General features: G+C 46.7%; 15 protein-coding genes. 1 reads left to right on the top strand and 14 read right to left on the bottom strand.

The window, feature by feature from the left end; genetic code table 11:
• Positions 1–3: 3 nt before the first annotated feature.
• The 5 genes from yqeH to KJS52_RS12170 all read right to left on the bottom strand — a co-directional run bounded on the left by yqeH (position 4) and on the right by KJS52_RS12170 (position 6,285).
• On the bottom strand, positions 4–1,125 hold the full coding sequence (gene yqeH, locus KJS52_RS12150) for a ribosome biogenesis GTPase YqeH (RefSeq protein WP_246563480.1): 1,122 nt from the start codon (positions 1,123–1,125) through the stop codon (positions 4–6).
• Positions 1,122–1,649, bottom strand: coding sequence for a YqeG family HAD IIIA-type phosphatase (locus KJS52_RS12155; RefSeq protein ID WP_213515405.1), 528 nt, complete (start codon positions 1,647–1,649; stop codon positions 1,122–1,124). Before KJS52_RS12155 ends, yqeH begins: the two co-directional genes overlap by 4 nt.
• 179 nt (positions 1,650–1,828) lie before the next feature.
• Positions 1,829–4,087 (bottom strand): DUF4129 domain-containing transglutaminase family protein, encoded by a 2,259-nt coding sequence (locus KJS52_RS12160; protein WP_213515406.1) that lies wholly within the window; start codon positions 4,085–4,087, stop codon positions 1,829–1,831.
• Complete coding sequence (locus KJS52_RS12165) at positions 4,087–5,316, bottom strand: DUF58 domain-containing protein (RefSeq protein WP_213515408.1); 1,230 nt, start codon at positions 5,314–5,316, stop codon at positions 4,087–4,089. The genes KJS52_RS12160 and KJS52_RS12165 overlap by 1 nt, the downstream gene beginning before the upstream one ends.
• 12 nt (positions 5,317–5,328) lie before the next feature.
• A complete protein-coding gene (locus tag KJS52_RS12170; RefSeq protein ID WP_213515409.1) occupies positions 5,329–6,285 on the bottom strand; it encodes an AAA family ATPase in 957 nt (318 codons plus the stop codon).
• 312 nt (positions 6,286–6,597) lie between these two features.
• On the opposite strand from KJS52_RS12170, the gene KJS52_RS12175 reads away from it, so the two are divergent.
• Entirely contained in the window at positions 6,598–7,713 is a 1,116-nt protein-coding gene (locus KJS52_RS12175) for a hypothetical protein (RefSeq protein ID WP_213515411.1), read from the top strand.
• A gap of 82 nt (positions 7,714–7,795) precedes the next feature.
• Here KJS52_RS12175 and spoVAE read toward each other — a convergent pair whose 3' ends face one another.
• The 9 genes from spoVAE to KJS52_RS12220 all read right to left on the bottom strand — a co-directional run bounded on the left by spoVAE (position 7,796) and on the right by KJS52_RS12220 (position 19,286).
• Positions 7,796–8,146 (bottom strand): stage V sporulation protein AE, encoded by a 351-nt coding sequence (gene spoVAE, locus KJS52_RS12180; protein WP_213515413.1) that lies wholly within the window; start codon positions 8,144–8,146, stop codon positions 7,796–7,798.
• Position 8,147: 1 nt separating this feature from the next.
• A complete protein-coding gene (spoVAD, locus tag KJS52_RS12185; protein ID WP_213515414.1) occupies positions 8,148–9,164 on the bottom strand; it encodes a stage V sporulation protein AD in 1,017 nt (338 codons plus the stop codon).
• Between the two features lies 1 nt (position 9,165).
• Positions 9,166–9,657, bottom strand: a complete 492-nt coding sequence (gene spoVAC / locus KJS52_RS12190) for a stage V sporulation protein AC (RefSeq protein WP_213515415.1) — start codon at positions 9,655–9,657, stop codon at positions 9,166–9,168.
• 194 nt (positions 9,658–9,851) lie between these two features.
• Positions 9,852–11,876, bottom strand: a complete 2,025-nt coding sequence (locus KJS52_RS12195; RefSeq protein WP_213515417.1) for a beta-galactosidase — start codon at positions 11,874–11,876, stop codon at positions 9,852–9,854.
• 76 nt (positions 11,877–11,952) lie between these two features.
• A complete protein-coding gene (locus KJS52_RS12200) occupies positions 11,953–13,647 on the bottom strand; it encodes an ABC transporter substrate-binding protein (RefSeq protein ID WP_213515419.1) in 1,695 nt (564 codons plus the stop codon).
• 84 nt (positions 13,648–13,731) lie between these two features.
• Entirely contained in the window at positions 13,732–14,637 is a 906-nt protein-coding gene (locus tag KJS52_RS12205; RefSeq protein WP_213515422.1) for a carbohydrate ABC transporter permease, read from the bottom strand.
• Positions 14,638–14,649: 12 nt separating this feature from the next.
• The gene (locus KJS52_RS12210) at positions 14,650–15,540 is read right to left on the bottom strand and encodes an ABC transporter permease (RefSeq protein WP_373871361.1); all 891 of its coding nucleotides are present in this window, start codon (positions 15,538–15,540) and stop codon (positions 14,650–14,652) included.
• 382 nt (positions 15,541–15,922) lie between these two features.
• Positions 15,923–17,500, bottom strand: a complete 1,578-nt coding sequence (locus KJS52_RS12215) for a response regulator transcription factor (protein WP_213515426.1) — start codon at positions 17,498–17,500, stop codon at positions 15,923–15,925.
• On the bottom strand, positions 17,493–19,286 hold the full coding sequence (locus KJS52_RS12220) for a cache domain-containing sensor histidine kinase (RefSeq protein WP_246563481.1): 1,794 nt from the start codon (positions 19,284–19,286) through the stop codon (positions 17,493–17,495). Before KJS52_RS12220 ends, KJS52_RS12215 begins: the two co-directional genes overlap by 8 nt.
• Positions 19,287–19,305 lie beyond the last annotated feature (19 nt).

Below are 19,305 nucleotides of genomic sequence, written 5' to 3' on the forward strand. Positions count from 1 at the left end.
GCACTATATCATCGAAGGACGTTGAATGACCTTGACGCCTTTAGGCGCGTAAACGTCGATAAGCGCGCCACTGTCACTATTTACTTGAATCCAGCCTAATCCGGAAATATAAATATCACTGTAGCTGCCTTGCTTGACTCGCAAGGAATGGCGCGTCCAGGCTGGAATTTCCTCCAGCTGCTCCTTCGCAGGACCGCCCAGCAAGCCGCCCTTATGCTCTTCATACAGCTGATCGGCTCGCTCCAGCTTCGTACGGTGGATATTCAGTCCGTTAGCAACATAAAGCGTAAAGGATTGGCGCTCCCCTTCTACAAAATCAAATCTGGCAATGCTGCCCATAAACAACGTTTGTCCAGCGTTAAGCTGATAGACTAGCGGCTTGATCGGCTTGTCTGGCAGCAGCGTGCCAAGAAAGCTGCGTGGAACGATTTCCGTCAATCTGCTGCTGTAGACGATGCCTGGCGTATCAATAATCGCCTTGCCATCATCCAATGGAATATGAATCGCATCAAGCGTCGTGCCAGGGTAGCGCGATGTAGTCAGCTCCTGCTCCAAATCACTGTAATCGTGAATCAAGCGGTTAATCAGCGTTGACTTGCCCACATTTGTCGCACCTACTACGTATACATCGCGGCCCTCGCGATAGCGCTCGATTTCTTCAATCACTCGCTCAAAGCCAATGTTGCGCTTGGCGCTGCACAGGACAACATCGACGGTACGCAGGCCTTCCTGCTTCGCTTGACGCTGCACCCAGTTGCGAACTCGATTCATATTAAGCGATTTGGGCAGCAAATCAATTTTGTTGACAACAAGCAAAACCGGATTGTTGCCGACAAAGCGCTGCAAGCCGGAAATCAAGCTGCCTTCAAAATCAAAAATGTCCACGATATGCACGACCAGCGCTTTCGTATTGCCAATTCCGCTCAGCAGCCTTAAAAAATCGTCCTGATCTACCGCTACAGATGCCGCTTCATTGTAATGCTTAATACGGAAGCAGCGCTGACATATTAATGGTTCCTTTTCCAATGCTGACACTGGTACAAAGCCCGGCAGCTCCTTGCTCTCTGTCTGAATCCGCACGCCGCAGCCTGCACAGCTCAGCTCATTCTGTTGATGTTGTGTCACGATTTGTTTTCCTCCTCCTGCCATAAGCCGCGCCTGCGCAGCCTTGCAATCGCGATTCGTTCCAATCGGCGATTGATTTTGGTTCCCAATCCTTCCTCATGCGGCGCAATTGGTGCAACCAGCACCGTGTACAGGCCCATGCGGTTGCCGCCCAATACATCCGTCATCATCTGATCGCCGATCATCAGCGTCTGCTGCGGCTCCAGCTCCAGCATTTTCAGCGCTTGGCGAAATGCCCGCTGCGCAGGCTTGCGCGCTGCATGAATATATGGCAAGCTAAGCGGCAGCGCAAATTTCCCGACTCTGCTGTCATCATTGTTGGACACGATCACGACTCTAATTCCTTTTTCCTTTACGGTTGCTAGCCACTTCACTAGCGCTTCGGTAGCAAGCGGAGTTTTCGCTCCGACTAATGTATTATCGAGATCGGTAATGACGCCGCGTATCCCTTGTGCGTACAGCTCGTCCAGCGGGATATCGTATATCGACCTTACCTTTAATTTGGGAAGAAATACTTCGATCATTCATCGAACTCCTCTGCATCGTGTTTCTTACGAAACTATACCATAGTTTTTCAATCGGTTGCAAAACAAAATCCCGCCCACAAATCGAAGCTTGCGGACGGGGTCAATATCGCAATCCATTTCTTTTAATCTTCCACTATATATAATAGAAGAAAAAGAATGAAATGACTACTCTATTTTCATTTTTTCCATTGCAGTTTTACTTTCTCTGCAATAGCTCTTGCTTGCTCCACCTGCTGTTCAGTCATCGTCAGCTTGCTGTAGCTCGCCGCTTCAAAGAGCTGCAGCAGCTCATCAAGCTCCGCAGCCAGCGCCGGATAGTATTCCTTCCACTTCTGCAGCGTTTCGCGCAATGTCGAGGTGCTGCTGAACGGCAAGCCTTTCCGTTTGCCCTGCTTAAGCAAGCGATTCGTTTCCTCTACAATTCGTTGGTTGCTTGTGTACGATCTATACCGCAAATTGCGCCAATTGGTCGCTACACCTTTGCGATAGTACCAAAGCAGCACAGCCACAATGACAAGCAGCAATAATGCGCTCGTCCACCAGATCATTCTTTTTTGCTTGTCAGTGAGCGTCCAGTCTTTTTCCACTGTAGCTGTCTCGCTTTCAGCAGCTGGCTCACTTGAAGGCAGCAGCTCTAGCAGAAGATCATCCGCTTGCTGCTGCGAGCCGTATTGCTGCGGAATCGAAAAGCCTGGTGTCGGCTCAAATGGAACCCAGCCATAGCCTTCAAAATAAATTTCAACCCATGAGTGAGCATCCGCATTGCGGACCGTAAATGTGCCGCTCGTGCTCGGCTCCCATTGCTCCTGAAAATAAGGGTTGCTATTCATCATTAGCTGATCTTGCTCGTTAATGCCGGCCGTATAGCCTTTAACCCAACGAGCAGGCATACCTAGCGTTCTGGCCATAATCACCATCGCAGTAGAAAAATAATCACAATAGCCCTGCTGCAGCTCGAATAGAAACTGATCAACAAAATCCTGAGATTGTCCGGTCAAAAGCGACGTATCCGGCAGGTTGGTATAGGCATAGTTCATACGCAAATGCTGCTCCAGCAGCAAAGCGCGCTCATAATCATTTTTAGCTGCCGCTGTAACCGTCTCAGCCAGCTCATATACCCGTGCTGGCACAACCTCCGGCACATCGACATAAAACTGATGCAGTACGTTTTGCTCGGCAAAAGCATCGAGCGACGATTCTGCTGCCTTTAGTCCTTCCGTATCAATAATCATCGCCTTGGAGGTGACAGCATAATGAGCAACAGGAATCGGATCAACTTCTGGAAATGCTATAATGCTGTTGGAATTTCTGTCCCAATTATAATCTCTTAGCGGAAAGCCTGCTCCTAGCGGCTGCAGCCGCGGTTCCTCGCGCTGCGACCCGCCAATATCCTGAACATATTCCTCAATCCGCTCGGCAATCCCGTTGACAAATAAAACCGGGAAGGTGCGCTTTTCGTTAATGCTGATCTTCTGCACAACCTCATTATATTGCGCTTGCGGCTCATTACGAGCTGCAAGGTCCTCTCCAATCTTGATGATTTCACTTAACGCAAGATCCTGATTGTCGATCCAGCCCTTGCCATCATAAATGCTTTTGGTTTCGCCTCTTAGATAGCCTTTATGTGTTGTTTCAACCGACATAACCGCCGAGTAGTCATAATTGAAGCCGCCGCCAAGCTGAGAGGTATCTCGACTGTAGCCTGAAGTCGTGACCAGATTCGAATTGGTGTTGACATAGCCCTTGTCCCCCAGAAAAGCGGGGATGACCTCGCCTCTTGATTTTTTCCACAGCGCATACGGATCCTCGAGCAGCGGCGGGCCATGCGGCAAGCTGACGCCGACCATCGTAATGCACAGCAAAACTGCAACCGCCGGGGCGAAGGCGGCAAACGGCCGCTTCATCAGCTTGGTAAAGGTGCCGCTGTCCAATGCACGATAGTGCTGCAGCGTATGCCATATTAAAAATAGAATGACCAAAATCGCGATATTAAGCCAAAGCCGCAGCGGCGAAAAAGAATCGCGAATCGTCAGGATGAGCAGACCAATGGCAAATGCGATCGCCAGCCTCCGCTTGTTTACTGCCAGCCGTTCCAGCAGCATCAACACAAGCACAACACCTATCGTAATTTCCATAAACGGATGAATGATCGGCAGCCGCTCCGAGAAATGCTCAACCAGCTCCGGCTGGCGATGCCATGTAACTCGGAAAACAACGAGTATGCTGATCAATATATCCATTGGTATGCGAAGTGCAAAATGGCGCTTTGGGAATATGAAATTAATAATTGCAATGATCGCAAGCGACCAATAGATGGAATGATACGTGTCCCTCCACCAATAGCCTCTGAATACCGCTAAAATATCCAGCACAAACAAAACTGCCAGCAAGGGCAGCAAGCGGTCAATGAGATGATGCTTGCCCATTTTACCCATTAGCCCTCACCTCCTGCTGCCTTAAGCATTTGTGCGTGAGCGCTTAAGTCATGAAAAGGAATACCGGAATAAGCTAAGGCACGCATCCCCGAATCATGAGCCTGCTCCTTGCGCTGGCCCTTCGTATAGAAAATAATCGGAGAAAAGCCTTTCTGCTTCAATAACGCAGCGGCTGCAGCCATCTCGGAGGATGCATCGGCCGTGACGATCATTAATGTGCTGCCCAGCGGCAAATCCAGCATGGCCCGCTGCAGCAATAGGCTTAGTGGCCGTTCACTGTCCGGCTCAACCGTTACAAGATGCTTCATCGATTGCCAATATGCCGCCGTGCCGTAAAAGCTGCTGCTGCTCCAAAGCTCCTTGCCCGGAGAAAGCAGCGCGAACAGCTGCTGCTGCTGCATGCCATACTGCAGCAAGGAGGCAGCGATCGAAACAAGCGCTTCAAATGAATCATCATCCCTTGCTTTGTCCGCAGCGCCCAATGGGCGATAACGATCCAGAATGACGATCCCCTTCGGCATCGCTTCCTTTTCGTAATCCTTTGATTTCCAGTGGCCCGTGCGAGCCGTTGCATTCCAGTGTACACGGCTCAAGCGGTCGCCGTATACGTAATCGCGAATCCCGCTTTGCTGATTGCTTTCCTTCGCCATGCGGTCATGGGAATGCAGGTGGTAGCGGCCTTTGTTGCCGCTTAACAGCTGCTCCCAGTTAACATCGCTCATCAGGCGCGGCAGCACCTGAAACTGATCGGGGCTGTCAATCGTTCGCTTATATTCAATCAAACCAAAAACATCAAAGGTCGAGCAGGCAAGCGGGCTAAACTGATAAATGCCCCGCTTCAACTGATCAAAGGAGTAAGTCCACTCCACCTCGCGAAATACATTTGGAATAACCGTGCCTTGCATGTGCTGGACGGTTCCGTCATGGCGCACCAGCTGCTCCTCCAGCTTCATATAAGGCATTGGAATAAGACTGCTGTGCTGCAGACGAACCTGCACAGCTATTTTTTGACCGGCCATATACTGCTTATCATGCTGGTTGCTCTCTCCGATTTGGCGAGCGCCTGTCAGCTTGCGCATGCCTAGTACATAATAAAGCAGCAAATACAACAGCAGCGCATTCAATATGCCAAATAATAAAATGGAGCTGCGGCCGCCCTGAAACAAATAATAAAGCAAGCTGGTGCTGTATAAAGCAAGCAATGCGAGCCATTTTGTTTTACGCTTCATCTGGTCATCCCCCTATCGCAATACGGATAGCGGAATTGGAGTGGCGTCCAGCAATTGCTGAAGCACCTGCTCCGTTGTCACTCCTTGCATTTTTGCCTCCATGCTTGGCAAAACGCGATGTCCAATAATATGAGGAAACAACAGTTTCACGTCATCTGGAATGACATAATCTCGCTGATGCAGAAAAGCTCTGGCACGAGCAGCCTTCGCCAAAGAAATCGAAGAGCGCGGACTAGCGCCGAGACGCAGGTAGACATGCTCCCTCGTTCCTTGAATTAAAGCAAGCAAGTACGCTGCTACGGAATCATCCAAATGCACAGCATCGACAAACTGACGAATATGAATGAGCTGCCCGATTTCAATGCATGGCTTTATATGATCGGCAGGATGAATGCGCTCGATTTGCTGAATCATCGCTTGCTCATCCTTTGCGGAAGGATAGCCCAGCGTAAGCTTCAGCATAAAACGGTCAAGCTGCGCTTCAGGCAGCGAATAGGTGCCTTCAAATTCAATCGGATTTTGCGTGGCCAGCAAAATAAACGGCTCTGGAAGCTTGTATCCCTCGCCATCAACCGTAACATAGCCTTCTTCCATCGCTTCAAGCAAGGCAGACTGGGTTTTAGTCGTAGCGCGGTTAATTTCATCTGCTAGTAAAACATTGGTGTGTACAGGCCCGCTGCGGAATACAAAACGCTGCTCTGCTGGATGGAAAATCGATACGCCTGTAATATCAGTAGGAAGCAAATCGGGGTTGCACTGGATTCTACGAAACTGGCCGCCCAATACGGTAGCGAGCGACTTGACCAGCTGAGTTTTTCCCGTTCCGGGCACATCCTCTAGCAAAACATGCCCTCCAGCGAGAATCGCTATAAGTAACCGCTCAATTTCATTCTCTTTTCCTAAAATAGCTGAGCTTAATTGCTGCAATATTTGATTACAAGCTTGCATGGCAATTGAACGATTGTTCATATGATTTCCTCCTAGTAAATGCGAATTCCAAAAAGGCTGCTTTTTGAAATACCTCTATTAGTCTTTATCAATACAAGCTGCAAACACTAGCTGCTTATTCAATTATAGAGCATCTGCAAACGGATATATATCAAAATGGCTGCTGTTTGTATATTTCTGTAGGCAATTACAATTTCCTTTGTTAATTTATCTAAATTTGACATTGCAGGCCTGTCATGCTGGCTGCTGTTCAATTGGACGATGCACACATTTGGGCTTAAGTAAATACTATGTACTGTTCCCCAAAGTTCTTCAGGAAAGGTGCGTGAGCACTTGACACAGATTTCATATTTTTTATCGGGAAATACCGCCAAAGGATATAAAAGTCTAATCCAGAATACGTTAAAGCACTATAAGTACCTATGTGTGGTTGATGGGCCTTACTTGTCAGATAACTGTGTAATTATGCAGCGTCTATATGAGACATTGCATGAGGATGTTGAACATTTGGAGCTCGTTTACCATCCATCCAGCCCTGACCATCTGCAAGGCATTATATTCCCTGAGATTAAAATGGCTGTTTTCAGCTCAACCCCTGAAAGCCGGATTCTGCTAGACCTCCATAAAGGACCCGCTGCAATACTTAATGTATTTGATTTCTATGATATGAAAAAAATTCAGGGGCTGCTAAACCGCATCGATCGTTTGACAACTGAGATCATTACCAAGCACCATCAAGCCTATCGCGGCTACGAGCAAGCGCTACGTATTCATGATGAATGGGAAAAAATTTATATTGAACAAAGCAACTTTAGAGCTGCCAATGCGTTTGCTGATCAGCTTGCGCATCAGCTATTTCCTGATCGCGAGCTGACAGACGAGCGAAATGAGCCCATTTATCGCTTTCTAGGTGCAGCAACGCCGAAGGGAGCGATTGATTTTGTACCAGAGCTGACTGCCGGACTTAAGCGCTATTTTATTAAAGGCCGTCCTGGCTCAGGCAAATCTACCCTGCTCCGCAAGCTTGTCGCAAGAGGAGAAGAGCTTGGCTACGAGCTTGAGGTTTATCAGTGCGGATTAGATCCGGACAGCCTGGATATGGTCATCTGCCGCCCGCTCGGCTTTGCTATATTCGATAGCACGGCGCCGCATGAATATGACCCGGTGCTGGAAAGCGATGAACTTATCGATATGTATCAAATTGCTATTGCCCCGCACACCGATGAACGTTTCAAAGCTGAGCTGCAGGAGGTCGCTGAACGCTATCGTGCACAGATGAAGCTTAGCAATGCCGCGCTGGCTGAGGCTGCAAGCTTTGAAGAGGAACGGGCGATTCTGACTGAAGGAGCGCTTATAAAAAACAAACTGCATGAAATCGAGCAAATACTTGTAGCTAGCATTCGTGAAGTTCTGCAGTCCGCTCGAGATAAGAGTGTGTCTGAGAGCTAGCAGCACAAAGCAAGGGGTGTCCCTTTCGTCATGCAGACGAGGGACACCCCTTGCTTGTTTTCTAGTTTTATTTTGCACAACATTAGCCCTTTGGCCTTACAATCAAAGCTGCGAGAAAGGAGAAAATAATCGCTGATGAAATCCCCGCGCTCGTCAGCTTGAATATGCCGGAAATTACGCCTATCCAGCCTGTTTCATACAGCTCGGTCAGAGCACCGTGCACAAGCGCATTGCCAAAGCTTGTAATCGGTACAGTAGCGCCCGCACCCGCAAATTTGACAAGCGGCTCATACCAGCCGAGGCCGTCCACAATGGCGCCCGTAACAACCAGAATAGACATCGTATGACCAGGGGTCAGCTTCGCCACATCAAACATCAGCTGACCAATTACACAAATAAGCCCGCCAACAATAAAAGCCCATAAATAAATCATCCTACTCCACCCCCTTGCCCTTCAAGGCTACAGCGTGGGCAATGCATGGAATGGATTCTCCTTGCTGGTAGGAAATTGGAGAAAGCAAAGCTCCAGTTGCGACGACGAGTACTCGGCGCAAATGTCCTTTATTAAGCTCGTTCATAATATGTCCGTAGGTGACAACTGCTGAGCAAGCTGCGCCGCTGCCGCCAGCTTCCACCTGCTGATCATCAATGTTATAGATCATCAAGCCGCAATCATCAAAATGCGTTGTATTAATTGGCACCTGTTCCTTCAGCAGCAAATCGGTAGCAATCGGATGCCCTACTCTGGCTAGGTCGCCTGTGACGATAAGATCATAGTCCTTTGGCGTACGATTCATATCATTAAGATGGGCAATAATCGTATCGACTGCAGCAGGAGCCATCGCTGCTCCCATATTGAACGGATCAGTAATGCCAAGATCAATGACTCTGCCGATTGTAGCAGCTTCAATCGCAGGTCCGTCTCCGTCCAGCGCCACGACAGCTGCTCCAGCTCCCGTGATCGTATACTGGGCAGTTGGAGGCTTTTGCGCACCATATTCTGTCGGGTAGCGGAATTGCTTCTCGGCTGTACAGTTGTGGCTGCTAGCGGCAGCCATTCCTTTTTTAACCGCGCCAGTGCTGACGAGCTGAGCGACAATCGCCAACGCTTCCATTGAGGTAGAGCACGCTCCAAACACACCTAAGTATGGAATCTTCAGTTCTCTTGCCACAAAGTTGTTCGTAATAATTTGATTAAGTAAATCTCCACCTACATAAATTTGCAAATCATCCGCCGTCAAATTTTTTTTCGATAAGGCAAGCGAGGTTGCCTCTGACAGCAAGCGGCGCTCTGCTTTTTCCCACGATTTTTCGTAAATTTCCAATTCATCGTAGCATTTGTCAAAGCTGTCCTTAAGCGGTCCTAGCGCTTCATCGGGCCCGACAATCGTCGCTGTGCTAATAATATGAGGCTGGCGCTGAAACTTCCAGGTTTGTTGTCCTGCAAGCATATTAATGACCTCCTATGCCGAGCACAATATAGGCGATCCCGACAAAAAATGCTGCAATCGTACCAAATACGATAACGGAGCCGGCAAGCTTGAACATATTGCCGCCCACACCAAGCACTAAGCCTTCGCTGCGGTGCTCTAACGCCGCAGAGCAAACAGAGTTGGCGAAGCCCGTTACGGGAACTGCCGAGCCAGCGCCGGCAAATTGAGCGAATTTGTCATAAACGCCAAATGACGTTAAGATGACCGCAATTAATATTAATGTTGCAACGGTTGGGTCTGACGCTTGTTGAGAGGTCATTTTGAAAATGTACATATAAAATTCAGTTACCCCTTGACCAAAGCAGCAAATCGCTCCGCCAATAAGAAATGACATGATACAATTTTTCAAAATGCTTCTCGGAGGCTCCTTCGTTTTAGCCAAGCTTTGATACTCCTGAGCGCTCAAATTAGATCTCGAATATTTTTTAGATTGTTGTTTTTGTTTACTCATCTTTCATCCTCCTTGCATTGCTAATATTGTTTACAACTTAAAAAGTTTCTATGTAAAACATTCATTAAAGTGACGGTCGGCTATGTACGACTGCTGCGTTATCAAAGGCCTACTGTAAAAAAAAGGATTGTTCAGAAAGTCAGTGAAAAACTGACAATCCAAACAATCCTTTTTTAGCGCTGTAGTCCCAATTATTAATATGAGATGATCATTACGCCTTTGCTTGCTAATGAAACGTGGCCGCTTACGGCTTGGTTGGTAAGCAAATCCATGCCGGAAATATCGCCTAAATCAACTTCCGCTGCTTCATTGTTATGGTTAAGCACGAATAAAAAGCGCTGCTCCCCCTTCACCCGCTCAGTTACTTCTACTCCAGCGACAGGGGCAATTAACGGCTTAATTCCCCGCTGCTCAACAATTGTTTTAATCAGATCGCTTAAAAATGCTTCGTCGCCATTTGTCGCAACATACCAGGCGTCGCCTTTGCCAAAGCGATTTTTAGTCAAGGTCGGCATGCCTTTATAGAAATCGCTTCCGTAGGTTGCCAGCACCTCCGCACCCTCGCTATGAATAAGGTCGCACAAAATGTTGCAGAAGTATTCCCCTTGAAGGGCACCATAAGCATCCTTCATTACAATTTGATTGCTTTGCGATGGCAGCAGCGCATCAATTTCCTCTGCCCATATGCCGAGCACCTTGCGCAGCTCGCCAGGATAGCCGCCAACCGTAACGAGATCGTTCTCGTTTACGATTCCGCTGAAGAAGGTTGTAATAAATGTGCCGCCATTGGCGACAAACTGCTCTACCTTTTGTGCAAAACCCGGCTTGACCATATACATGACAGGCGCGACCACGATCTCATATTGATCAAGCTGCTCTTCAACGCTAATCATATCTGCTTGAATGTTTTGCTTGAAGAATGCATCGTAATAGCGATGAACCTGCTCCACATATTTCAAATCGATTGTTGGCCCGCTTGTTAAATCAAGCGCCCAACGATTTTCCCAGTCGTAGACAATGCCAACCTTCGATTGATGGCGAGAATCAAGCAGCGTATCGCCCAGCTTGACAAGCTCCGCGCCCAGCTCTGCGCACTCGCGGAATACACGAGTATGCTCATGCCCTACATGCTCAATAACTGCGCCATGATATTTTTCACAGGCGCCAATCGAGCGGCGAAGCTGGAAAAACATGACCGTATCCGCACCATGTGCTACAGCCTGATAGCTCCACAGCCGCATTACACCAGGACGCTTCAAGGAATTGTATGGCTGCCAGTTTTGCTGGCTCGGTGTCTGCTCCATCAGCATAAACGGCTGCCCGCTCTTCAAGCCGCGCATTAAAGCATGCGACATCGCCGTAAAGCTGAACGGCGTATCGAGCGATGGGTAGTTGTCCCACGATACTACATCCATTTCCTTTGCCCATTTAAAATAGTCAAGCTCCGGGTATGTTCCCATTAGGTTGGTCGTAATTTGCACATCCTTGGAATATTTGCGAATCGCGTCATATTCCAGCTTGAAGCATTCCAGCAAGCTGTCGGATTGGAATCTGCGATAATCGAGAGAAATAGTCTGGAACGAAGTGCGATTGCCGCTCCATTCCTCGCTTAGCGCGTTTGGCGGCACTATTTCAGCCCAATCATAAAAGGTATGGCCCCAAAATGTTGTATACCAAGCCTTATTCAAGGCTTCAAGTGTACCGTAGCGCTGCTTTGCCCAGCTGCGGAACGCCTCTGCACAATTGTCACAGTAGCAATAGCCGCCGTATTCATTGGATACATGCCATACGACAAGTCCTTCATAGCTTGCATAGCGTTCTGCCAGCTTTTCTGCAATCGCTGCCGAATATTTGCGGTATGTCGGGCTGTTCGGGCATGAATTATGGCGACCGCCAAATTTGCGTTTTCTCCCTTCATAATCGACGCGCGTGACATCCGGATAGCGGTGAGCCATCCAGGCAGGATGAGCACCAGTGCTGGTAGCGAGGCAAATATAAATTTGATCCTTGGTCAAGCGTTCAATAATCGCATCAAGCTTGGAAAAATCATACTCATCCTCAGATGGCTGGATTAACGCCCATGAAAATACGTTAACAGTCGCAACATCAATATTGGCAAGCTTAAACATGCGAATATCTTCTTCCATAGTCGCTGCGTCCCATTGCTCGGGATTATAATCTCCGCCATACCACATCTTCGGCAACTTCTCATTAATCATTAACCGCTCTCTCCTCTGCTCTACAATACAGCGAAGAGCCCATTGCTGGGCTCTTGCCATTAACATTTATAATTGCTTATTCTCCCCACATTTCAACGCGATCTTTAATTAACTGGGAGTACTCTTCGTTCATTTTTTGAACGCCGATTTTATCCAGCTCAGCAAGGAACTCGTCGTAAATTTTGTCGAAGTCTGCTGGATCAGCAAGAATCGCTTGTGGAATATATTTCTTCATCAAATCTTGAGATTTTTGGAACGTAACATTTGCATCCGATGCAGTGTCAAAGTTGATTGTCCAGCCTGCACCGTATTTGCGCTCTTCGAACTCATCCTCAGATGGCCAGAAATCTTTGTATACCGTTTTGCCGTATGCTGCAAGTGTTTTCTTGTCGGCTTCAGAATATGCCGCAATAATTTGCTCTGGGAAGTTCGTTGTATAGTAGTTGCCAGTTGAATCTTGCACTCCATCGCCATAACGAGCAGACATGAAGTAGTTGCCAATACCTGTTTGTTTCTTGAAGTTGTTGTTATCGTTATTTTTTTGTTCAAGCACATCCGCAGGGATGACGCGTTTGCCGTTTTCATCTACATTGTAGTGCTTGCCTTCAATACCCCAGTTTACAAGAATTTGACCTTCTTCAGAAGCCAGGTAGTCAAGGAATTTAATAATGCGAACAGGATCTTTTGCATCTACTGTAATTCCGATGCCATAGCTAGCCAGATAACCAGTGCCCATGTAAGAAGCATCTTTAAAAGTTTCATCAAGTGTTACAGGGAAGTTTGCATACGTTTGATCAAACTTGCCTTCAGCCTTCAATGCATTTTCTGCTTCAGCATAGTCCCAATCCTGGTCAATCAGACCGATGACACGACCAGATGCAACTTTCGCTTTATACTGGTCATATTTTTGTACAAACGATTCTTTGTCAAGCAAGCCAATATCGTTCATATGGTTCAGCCAGCGGAAATATTCTCTTTCCTCTGGACGTTGATAGTGCATCATAACTTCATAAGTGTCCTGGTTAACGTAGAATTCACCGTCATCTGGTGCGCCCGTTGCATAGAACGCAGGATTCGTAACAGAAATCAAAATTTGCCATTCGCCACCGTTAAGCGATAGACCGACACGTGGCTGTCCATCCTCAGTTGTTGGATTTTGCTCCAAATAAGTTTTAATGGCGTTTTCATAATCTTTTACTGTTTTAATTTCCGGATAACCCAACTCTTCAAGCACTTGGTGCTGAATCTGGAAGCCGCCGCCAGCGTCAAAATAAGTATGGTCTACAGGATCAAGCGGCAGTGTGTAGATTGCATCATCATTCTTGCTGTAAGCAAGACGGTTCATGTATTCTCCATATACTTTCATAATGTTAGGCGCATGCTCTTCAAGCAGTGGACGAAGGTCGAGTAATGCTCCAGCATCAACCAGCTTGTTGACATTGCCTTTAGGCATAACAAGATCAGGGTACTCATCACTAGCTACCATAAGTGCAAACATATCGGCATCAGAGCCGCCTACTGGAAACTCTTGCTCAATTGTAATTCCTGTTTTTTCTTGTAGAAATTTACCAATATCGCTTTGCATATTGTCCCATTGCGGGTTGTTGTCGCCTGATGCAAGGCGAATTGTCATCGGCTCAAGACTTTCTCCATTGCCAGTCTCGCTGCCAGAATTGCTTGTACCAGCGTTGCCGTTATTATTGCCGCATGCTGCTAAAAACAACATCGTCATAACGAGCAGCAAGCTAAGACCCAGTTTTACTTTCTTCATCGTAGTGCCTCCCTTTTTATATGTGGATCTATATTATTGAGATGCCTGGTTTAGACCTGGCATCCCAGTAATATCAAATTCGGGTTAGCTTTTTACAGCTCCCAATGTCATCCCTTTAACAAAATACTTTTGCAAAAACGGATAGATGAACAAAATCGGTACCGTAACCACGATCGTAATCGCCATTCTAATTGACTCCGGCGATACAGAAGCAATCGCTTGCTGTGCATTCGGATCGCGATAGTTGGTGCCAGTCGAGGTTGATTGCAGCACCTTCATAAGCTCGTACTGCAAGGTTGTAAATTCCGGCTTCTGATTGTTGTACAGGTAAGTATCAAACCAGGCATTCCAGTGACCGACTGCAACAAACAAGGCGATTGTCGCCAGTACAGGTGTACATAGCGGGAGAATGACTCTCCAAAAAATAACCCAGTCATTCGCTCCGTCCAGCTTGGCGGATTCCTGCAGCGCATACGGCAAGCCGTCGATATATGAGCGGACGATAAACACATTCCATACGCTTAACAATGCCGGCAAAATATATACTTCAAATGTGCCGATCAGGCTTAGCTGACGCATAAGCATATAAATTGGAATCATACCGCCAGAGAAATACATTGTCATAGCGAACAGCGGCGACATCCACTTGCGGGCTTGAAAGTCGACCCGGCTAAGCGTATAGGCAAGCATGGACGCCGTCATAACACCGATCGCCGTTCCCAGCACGGTACGAAGCACCGTGTTGCGCAAGCCAGTCAGCAGCGTGTCATAGGCAAAAATCGTTTTATAGTTTTCCCACGTAAACTCACGAGGAATAATCGTTATGCCGCCGCGGACTGTATCAACTGAATCATTGAATGATATGGCTAATACGTTTAGAAAAGGATAAAGCGTCACAATTCCAACTGTTATCATAAACAGAATGTTGAAAATATCAAATGCTCTATCGCCGATCGAACGTTGCTTTAGCAAGCCTTTTTGCGTGCTCATCGTTATTTCCTCCTAGATGACAGATTCTTTCGTAACCTTTTTGTAAATAAAGTTGGCAAGGAATACGAGAATTATGCTGACTACCGAGTTGAAGATACCGATGGCCGTACCATAAGAATATCTGCTCAGGTTAATGCCGTAATTCAATGCGTATAAATCCAATACCTCAGCATAATCAATAACTAATGGATTCATTAGCAAGAACTGCTTTTCAAATCCGATACTGATCAAGTGACCGATGGATAGAATGAACAATACCATAAAGGTTGTCCGAATACCCGGCAGCGTAATATGCCACATTTTCCTGAACCTTCCCGCTCCATCAACGGTCGAGGCTTCATACAGCTCGGGGTCTATCCCCGACATGGCTGCCAGGAAAATAATCGTATTCCAGCCGGTTTCTTTCCAGGCATCAGCTACCGTCACTATACCCCAGAACCATTCGCCCTTGGCCATAAATTGAATAGGCTGATCAATCAGATTGAGACTCATTAGCAATTCATTAACTGCACCGCCATCTGTCGATAGCATTTTCGTAACGATACCCGATACGACGACCCAAGACACAAAGTGCGGCAAGTAAGCAATTGTTTGAATGGTGCGCTTGAAAAACTGCTGGCGAAGCTCATTCAGCAATAGTGCGAATATAACTGGCACTGTAAAGCTTACAATCAAGCCCATCGTACTCATCGCCAGCGTGTTGCGCAGTACTAGATAGAAGCGCTCATCGGAAAACAATTCGATAAAATGCTTAAAACCGACCCACTCTTGATCTAAAATACCATTTCGCGGTTTGTAATTTTGGAAAGCCATTAGCCAGCCCCAAATTGGAACATAGCTGAAAATAACGACCCAAATAACAAATGGCAAAGACATTAGATACAAGTATTTCTGTTGAACCATCGTTCGAAAGAAACGCTTTGTCTTGCTTACATTTGCTGGACTGCTCAGTTCTGTTGTTTGCGATTTCATCCGACTTCCTCCTACTACATGATGCTCCTTCGTTCTGTGAAAGCATATTCATTACTATTATTTTAGTACAGTTGAAAGCGCTCCAATACCCAAATTATTTGTCATAAAATCATATAACTTTATCGATTTTCACCATAAAAATTAGAAAAAACATCGCAGTCAGCTAAAAATATTACTAATGCAGCGTAATGAAATCAAGAATTAAAAATGGGCTTATTCAGAAAGTCGATGAAAACCGACTATCTGAATAAACCCTTTTTTGCGTCGCTAAGGAACAGCGCATTGCTCCTCGGCTAATTTTTTGTTTATATTATTAGCTCATGTCCTGGGCACTTTGGCTTCCGCCGGGCTTAAAGGTGGATGGGGAAACGCCTTTATATTTTTTGAATTTGCTATGAAAGTAATCAACATTGGCATAGCCAACCAGCTCTGCAACCTGATGCACCTTTTTGCCTTCCTGCAGCAGCTTGATTGCATGCTCGATGCGAACATGATCCAAATACGTATTGAAGCTTTCTCCGGAATGATTTTTAAATAGCTTGCCCAAATATCCGCTATTGTAATTGAAAATTTCAGCCAATGTTTCCAGCCGCAGCGGCTCCATATAATGGCGATCAATAAAATCGATCATTTGCTTCATTACTGTCGTATTGCTGTTTTCCGTTGAACTGATGCGATCTATTATCGAATGCAGCTGCTCCTTTAGGCGCGACAGCATCAAATGATTATGATGGGCCAAATAAAGCTGAGTCACAACCTTCAAATCCTGCTCAAGCTGCTGCTTCGGATAAAGCGTAGACAATCGGTTCATGACGAGCGTCAGCAGCTGTGCCCAGCTGCTTTTAATTTGCTGCTCTGCAAGGCCCAGCGCTCTGAACTGTTGGTCAATTTCACCCAGCAGCTCGCTCACAAGCTCCTTGTTGCCAACATCAATGCCATACAACAGCCGCTGCGAGCCTTGCTCAATAATCGCCGAGCTGCCAAGCTCAACTGCTATTCCCGGACGCTGCAAGCTTTCATTAATTTCCGTTAAGCTGTACATTTTATTTTCTTGAAGAAAAAAACGCTGCTTCAACAGCTCCTTCATTTGAGGAACCTGCTCATACAGCGAACGAGCCGATTCATGCTCCTCACTGAGCAAAGCAACATAATACACACTCTCGCCGCAAGCCTGGCGCAGCACTTCCTCAACTCGTTCCTGCTTGAAGCTGTTCATGCTTAGCTGGTGCAGCAATATTCCGATAAAGGCTTCACTGGCAAATACATCGCCCCAGCCTTGCTCATAAACGAATTGTGCAAGCTGCTGCTTGATCTGATTGCGAATCGTCAAGGAATGCTCACGGCTGTAGGTCTCAATCAAAAGCAGCGTCAGCTTGTCCTCAGCTGCATGAAACAGCCTTTGCCAATGCTCAGCAGTTAGCTGCTCCTCAGGCAATTCACAAGCTACAAATCCTTTTAGCCACTCTTCCTTCAGCAAGCCAACTGTTTGTGAGCTAATTTCCTGCTCCTTGCGTTTTTTTATAAGCTCCTTGCTAATTTTTTCAATAAACCCGATTAGTTCGTCCTCATCGATTGGCTTCAGCACATATCCATCAACACGGTAGCGGATCGCTTGCTGCGCATATTGAAACTCGCCATAACCGCTTAAAATTAAAATTCGACAATCTGCTCCCAGCTTGCGCAGCTCATGAATCGTTTGCAAGCCATCCATGATCGGCATGCGAATATCGACCAGTATAAGCTCTGGTTGATGCTCTTTGTATTTTTCCAGTGCTTCTACGCCATTGCTTGCAACTGCGCACACTTCAAATTGATAATGGTCCCATTCCACTAATGATTGCAAGCCTTGTCTGATCATCGGTTCGTCGTCAACAATCATTACTTTAAACATCCGTTTGGCCTCCCATATGAACTGAAAAAGACACAGTCGTTCCTTCTCCTGGCTTCGAAGCAATATGCAAGCCAGCTTCATCGCCAAAAATGGAGATTAAACGCTGATGCACGTTGCGCAAGCCAATCCGTGTTCCTTCTACTTCATCCTGCTGATTCATCATTTCAATAACCTGCTGCATGCGAGCTTCATCCATGCCGGTTCCGTTATCGGCTATAACAACTTGCAGCTTGTCCTCCTCTAACGAAATCTTAATCGTAACCTTGCCTTCCTCCAGCACTTGATCCATGCCATGAACGACCGCATTTTCGACAATAGGCTGAATAAGCAGCGGCGGCAGCTTCGTTTCAAGCGCGGCCTCATCCACATGCAGCTCAAAATCAAGCCGCTCCTGGCCAAATCGAAACTGCTGAATCGCCAAATAATAGCGAATCACTTCCACCTCATCCGCAATCTTGACCGAGCCGGAGCCAACCTCAAGATTTTTGCGAATAAGCTTGCCAAGCATGCGAACGATGCTTGCCAGCTCCTTATCGCCTTTAATATGCGCATGCATGCGAATCGATTCGAGCGCATTGAACAGAAAATGCGGATTGATTTGGCTGGCCATCATTTTCAGCTTAATTTCACCTTGCCGCAGCTCGAGCTGATTGCGCTGATTTTCAGTGTCGCGCACTCGATCCATTAGCTCGCGTATGCTGCTGACCATATTATTGAACTGCCGCGACAGCAAACCGACCTCATCGTTGCCAGCAATAGTAGAGGTGACAGTCAAATCGCCTGTACCGAGCTTATGAATATTTTTAACAAGCGACAGGATCCGTTTTGAAAGCAAGGACGAGGTCGCATAGATCAATACCATAGACAACAGCAGGCTGGCCAAAATAATTAACAACCCCTGCACGGAAATGCGCTCTGCTCCTTCCACTATGCTGTCAATTGTAAAGATCGACATAATTTTAAACCCGTTTTGACTGTACTGCGGCTTTAATTCCTCAACGATAATGCGCGATGGATGTCCATCCACCTCTATTTCATACTGGCCGATCTCCCAATCGCTGCGTCCAACGGAAAAGTCCAGCTCAGAAAGCTGCTTGCCCACAAACTGTTGATTTTTGGCTGCTACGATAATATTGCTGCTATCGATAATGTACGTATCAAAGGTTTCCTGACGCACTATATTTTGCAGTGCGGCCGGGTTTATATTCATCACCAGCACGCCCTTGGAGCGATACAGCGGAAATTCAACCTTGCGTACCAATGAAACGAATGATTCATTTTTTTTAGTTTCGTCAGGAATGTAGCCCCAGTAAATCAAGCCGCTCTGATCCGTATAGTTGTACCAGGCAGACGTCGAGATGTCCTTCGTGATCTGGATAAACTCCCAGTTGTTCAGCAAGGTTGGGTTGTCCATATAAAAACGAATATTGTAAATTTCACTGTACAGATTAATGTAATCCCTAAAGCTGCGATAGTTTTGATACGCTTCCACAACCTCGTAAGTGCTTGCAAATTGCGTATTCGTAATCTTCGATAAATCTGTGTCGCTCATTAATACGCCTGATATATCAATTGGTCGCTGAACGACATCCTCGAGCTGAGTCTTGATACGCTCTACATTGTTGTAGGACTGTTCAGTCGCCTGCTCCAGCACATGATTGCGAAACTGCTCTGTCAAGTAAACGCCAACGATCACAATTGGGACGAATGCCACGACAATATAAGAAATAAACAGCTTTTTTTTCAAGCGAACATTGTCCAGCAGGGAGAAAATTTTCCTGATCAAATAAAGCATGCTTCCTACC

This window comes from Paenibacillus montaniterrae, from assembly GCF_018403185.1.
In the GTDB taxonomy this organism is placed as follows: domain Bacteria; phylum Bacillota; class Bacilli; order Paenibacillales; family Paenibacillaceae; genus Pristimantibacillus; species Pristimantibacillus montaniterrae.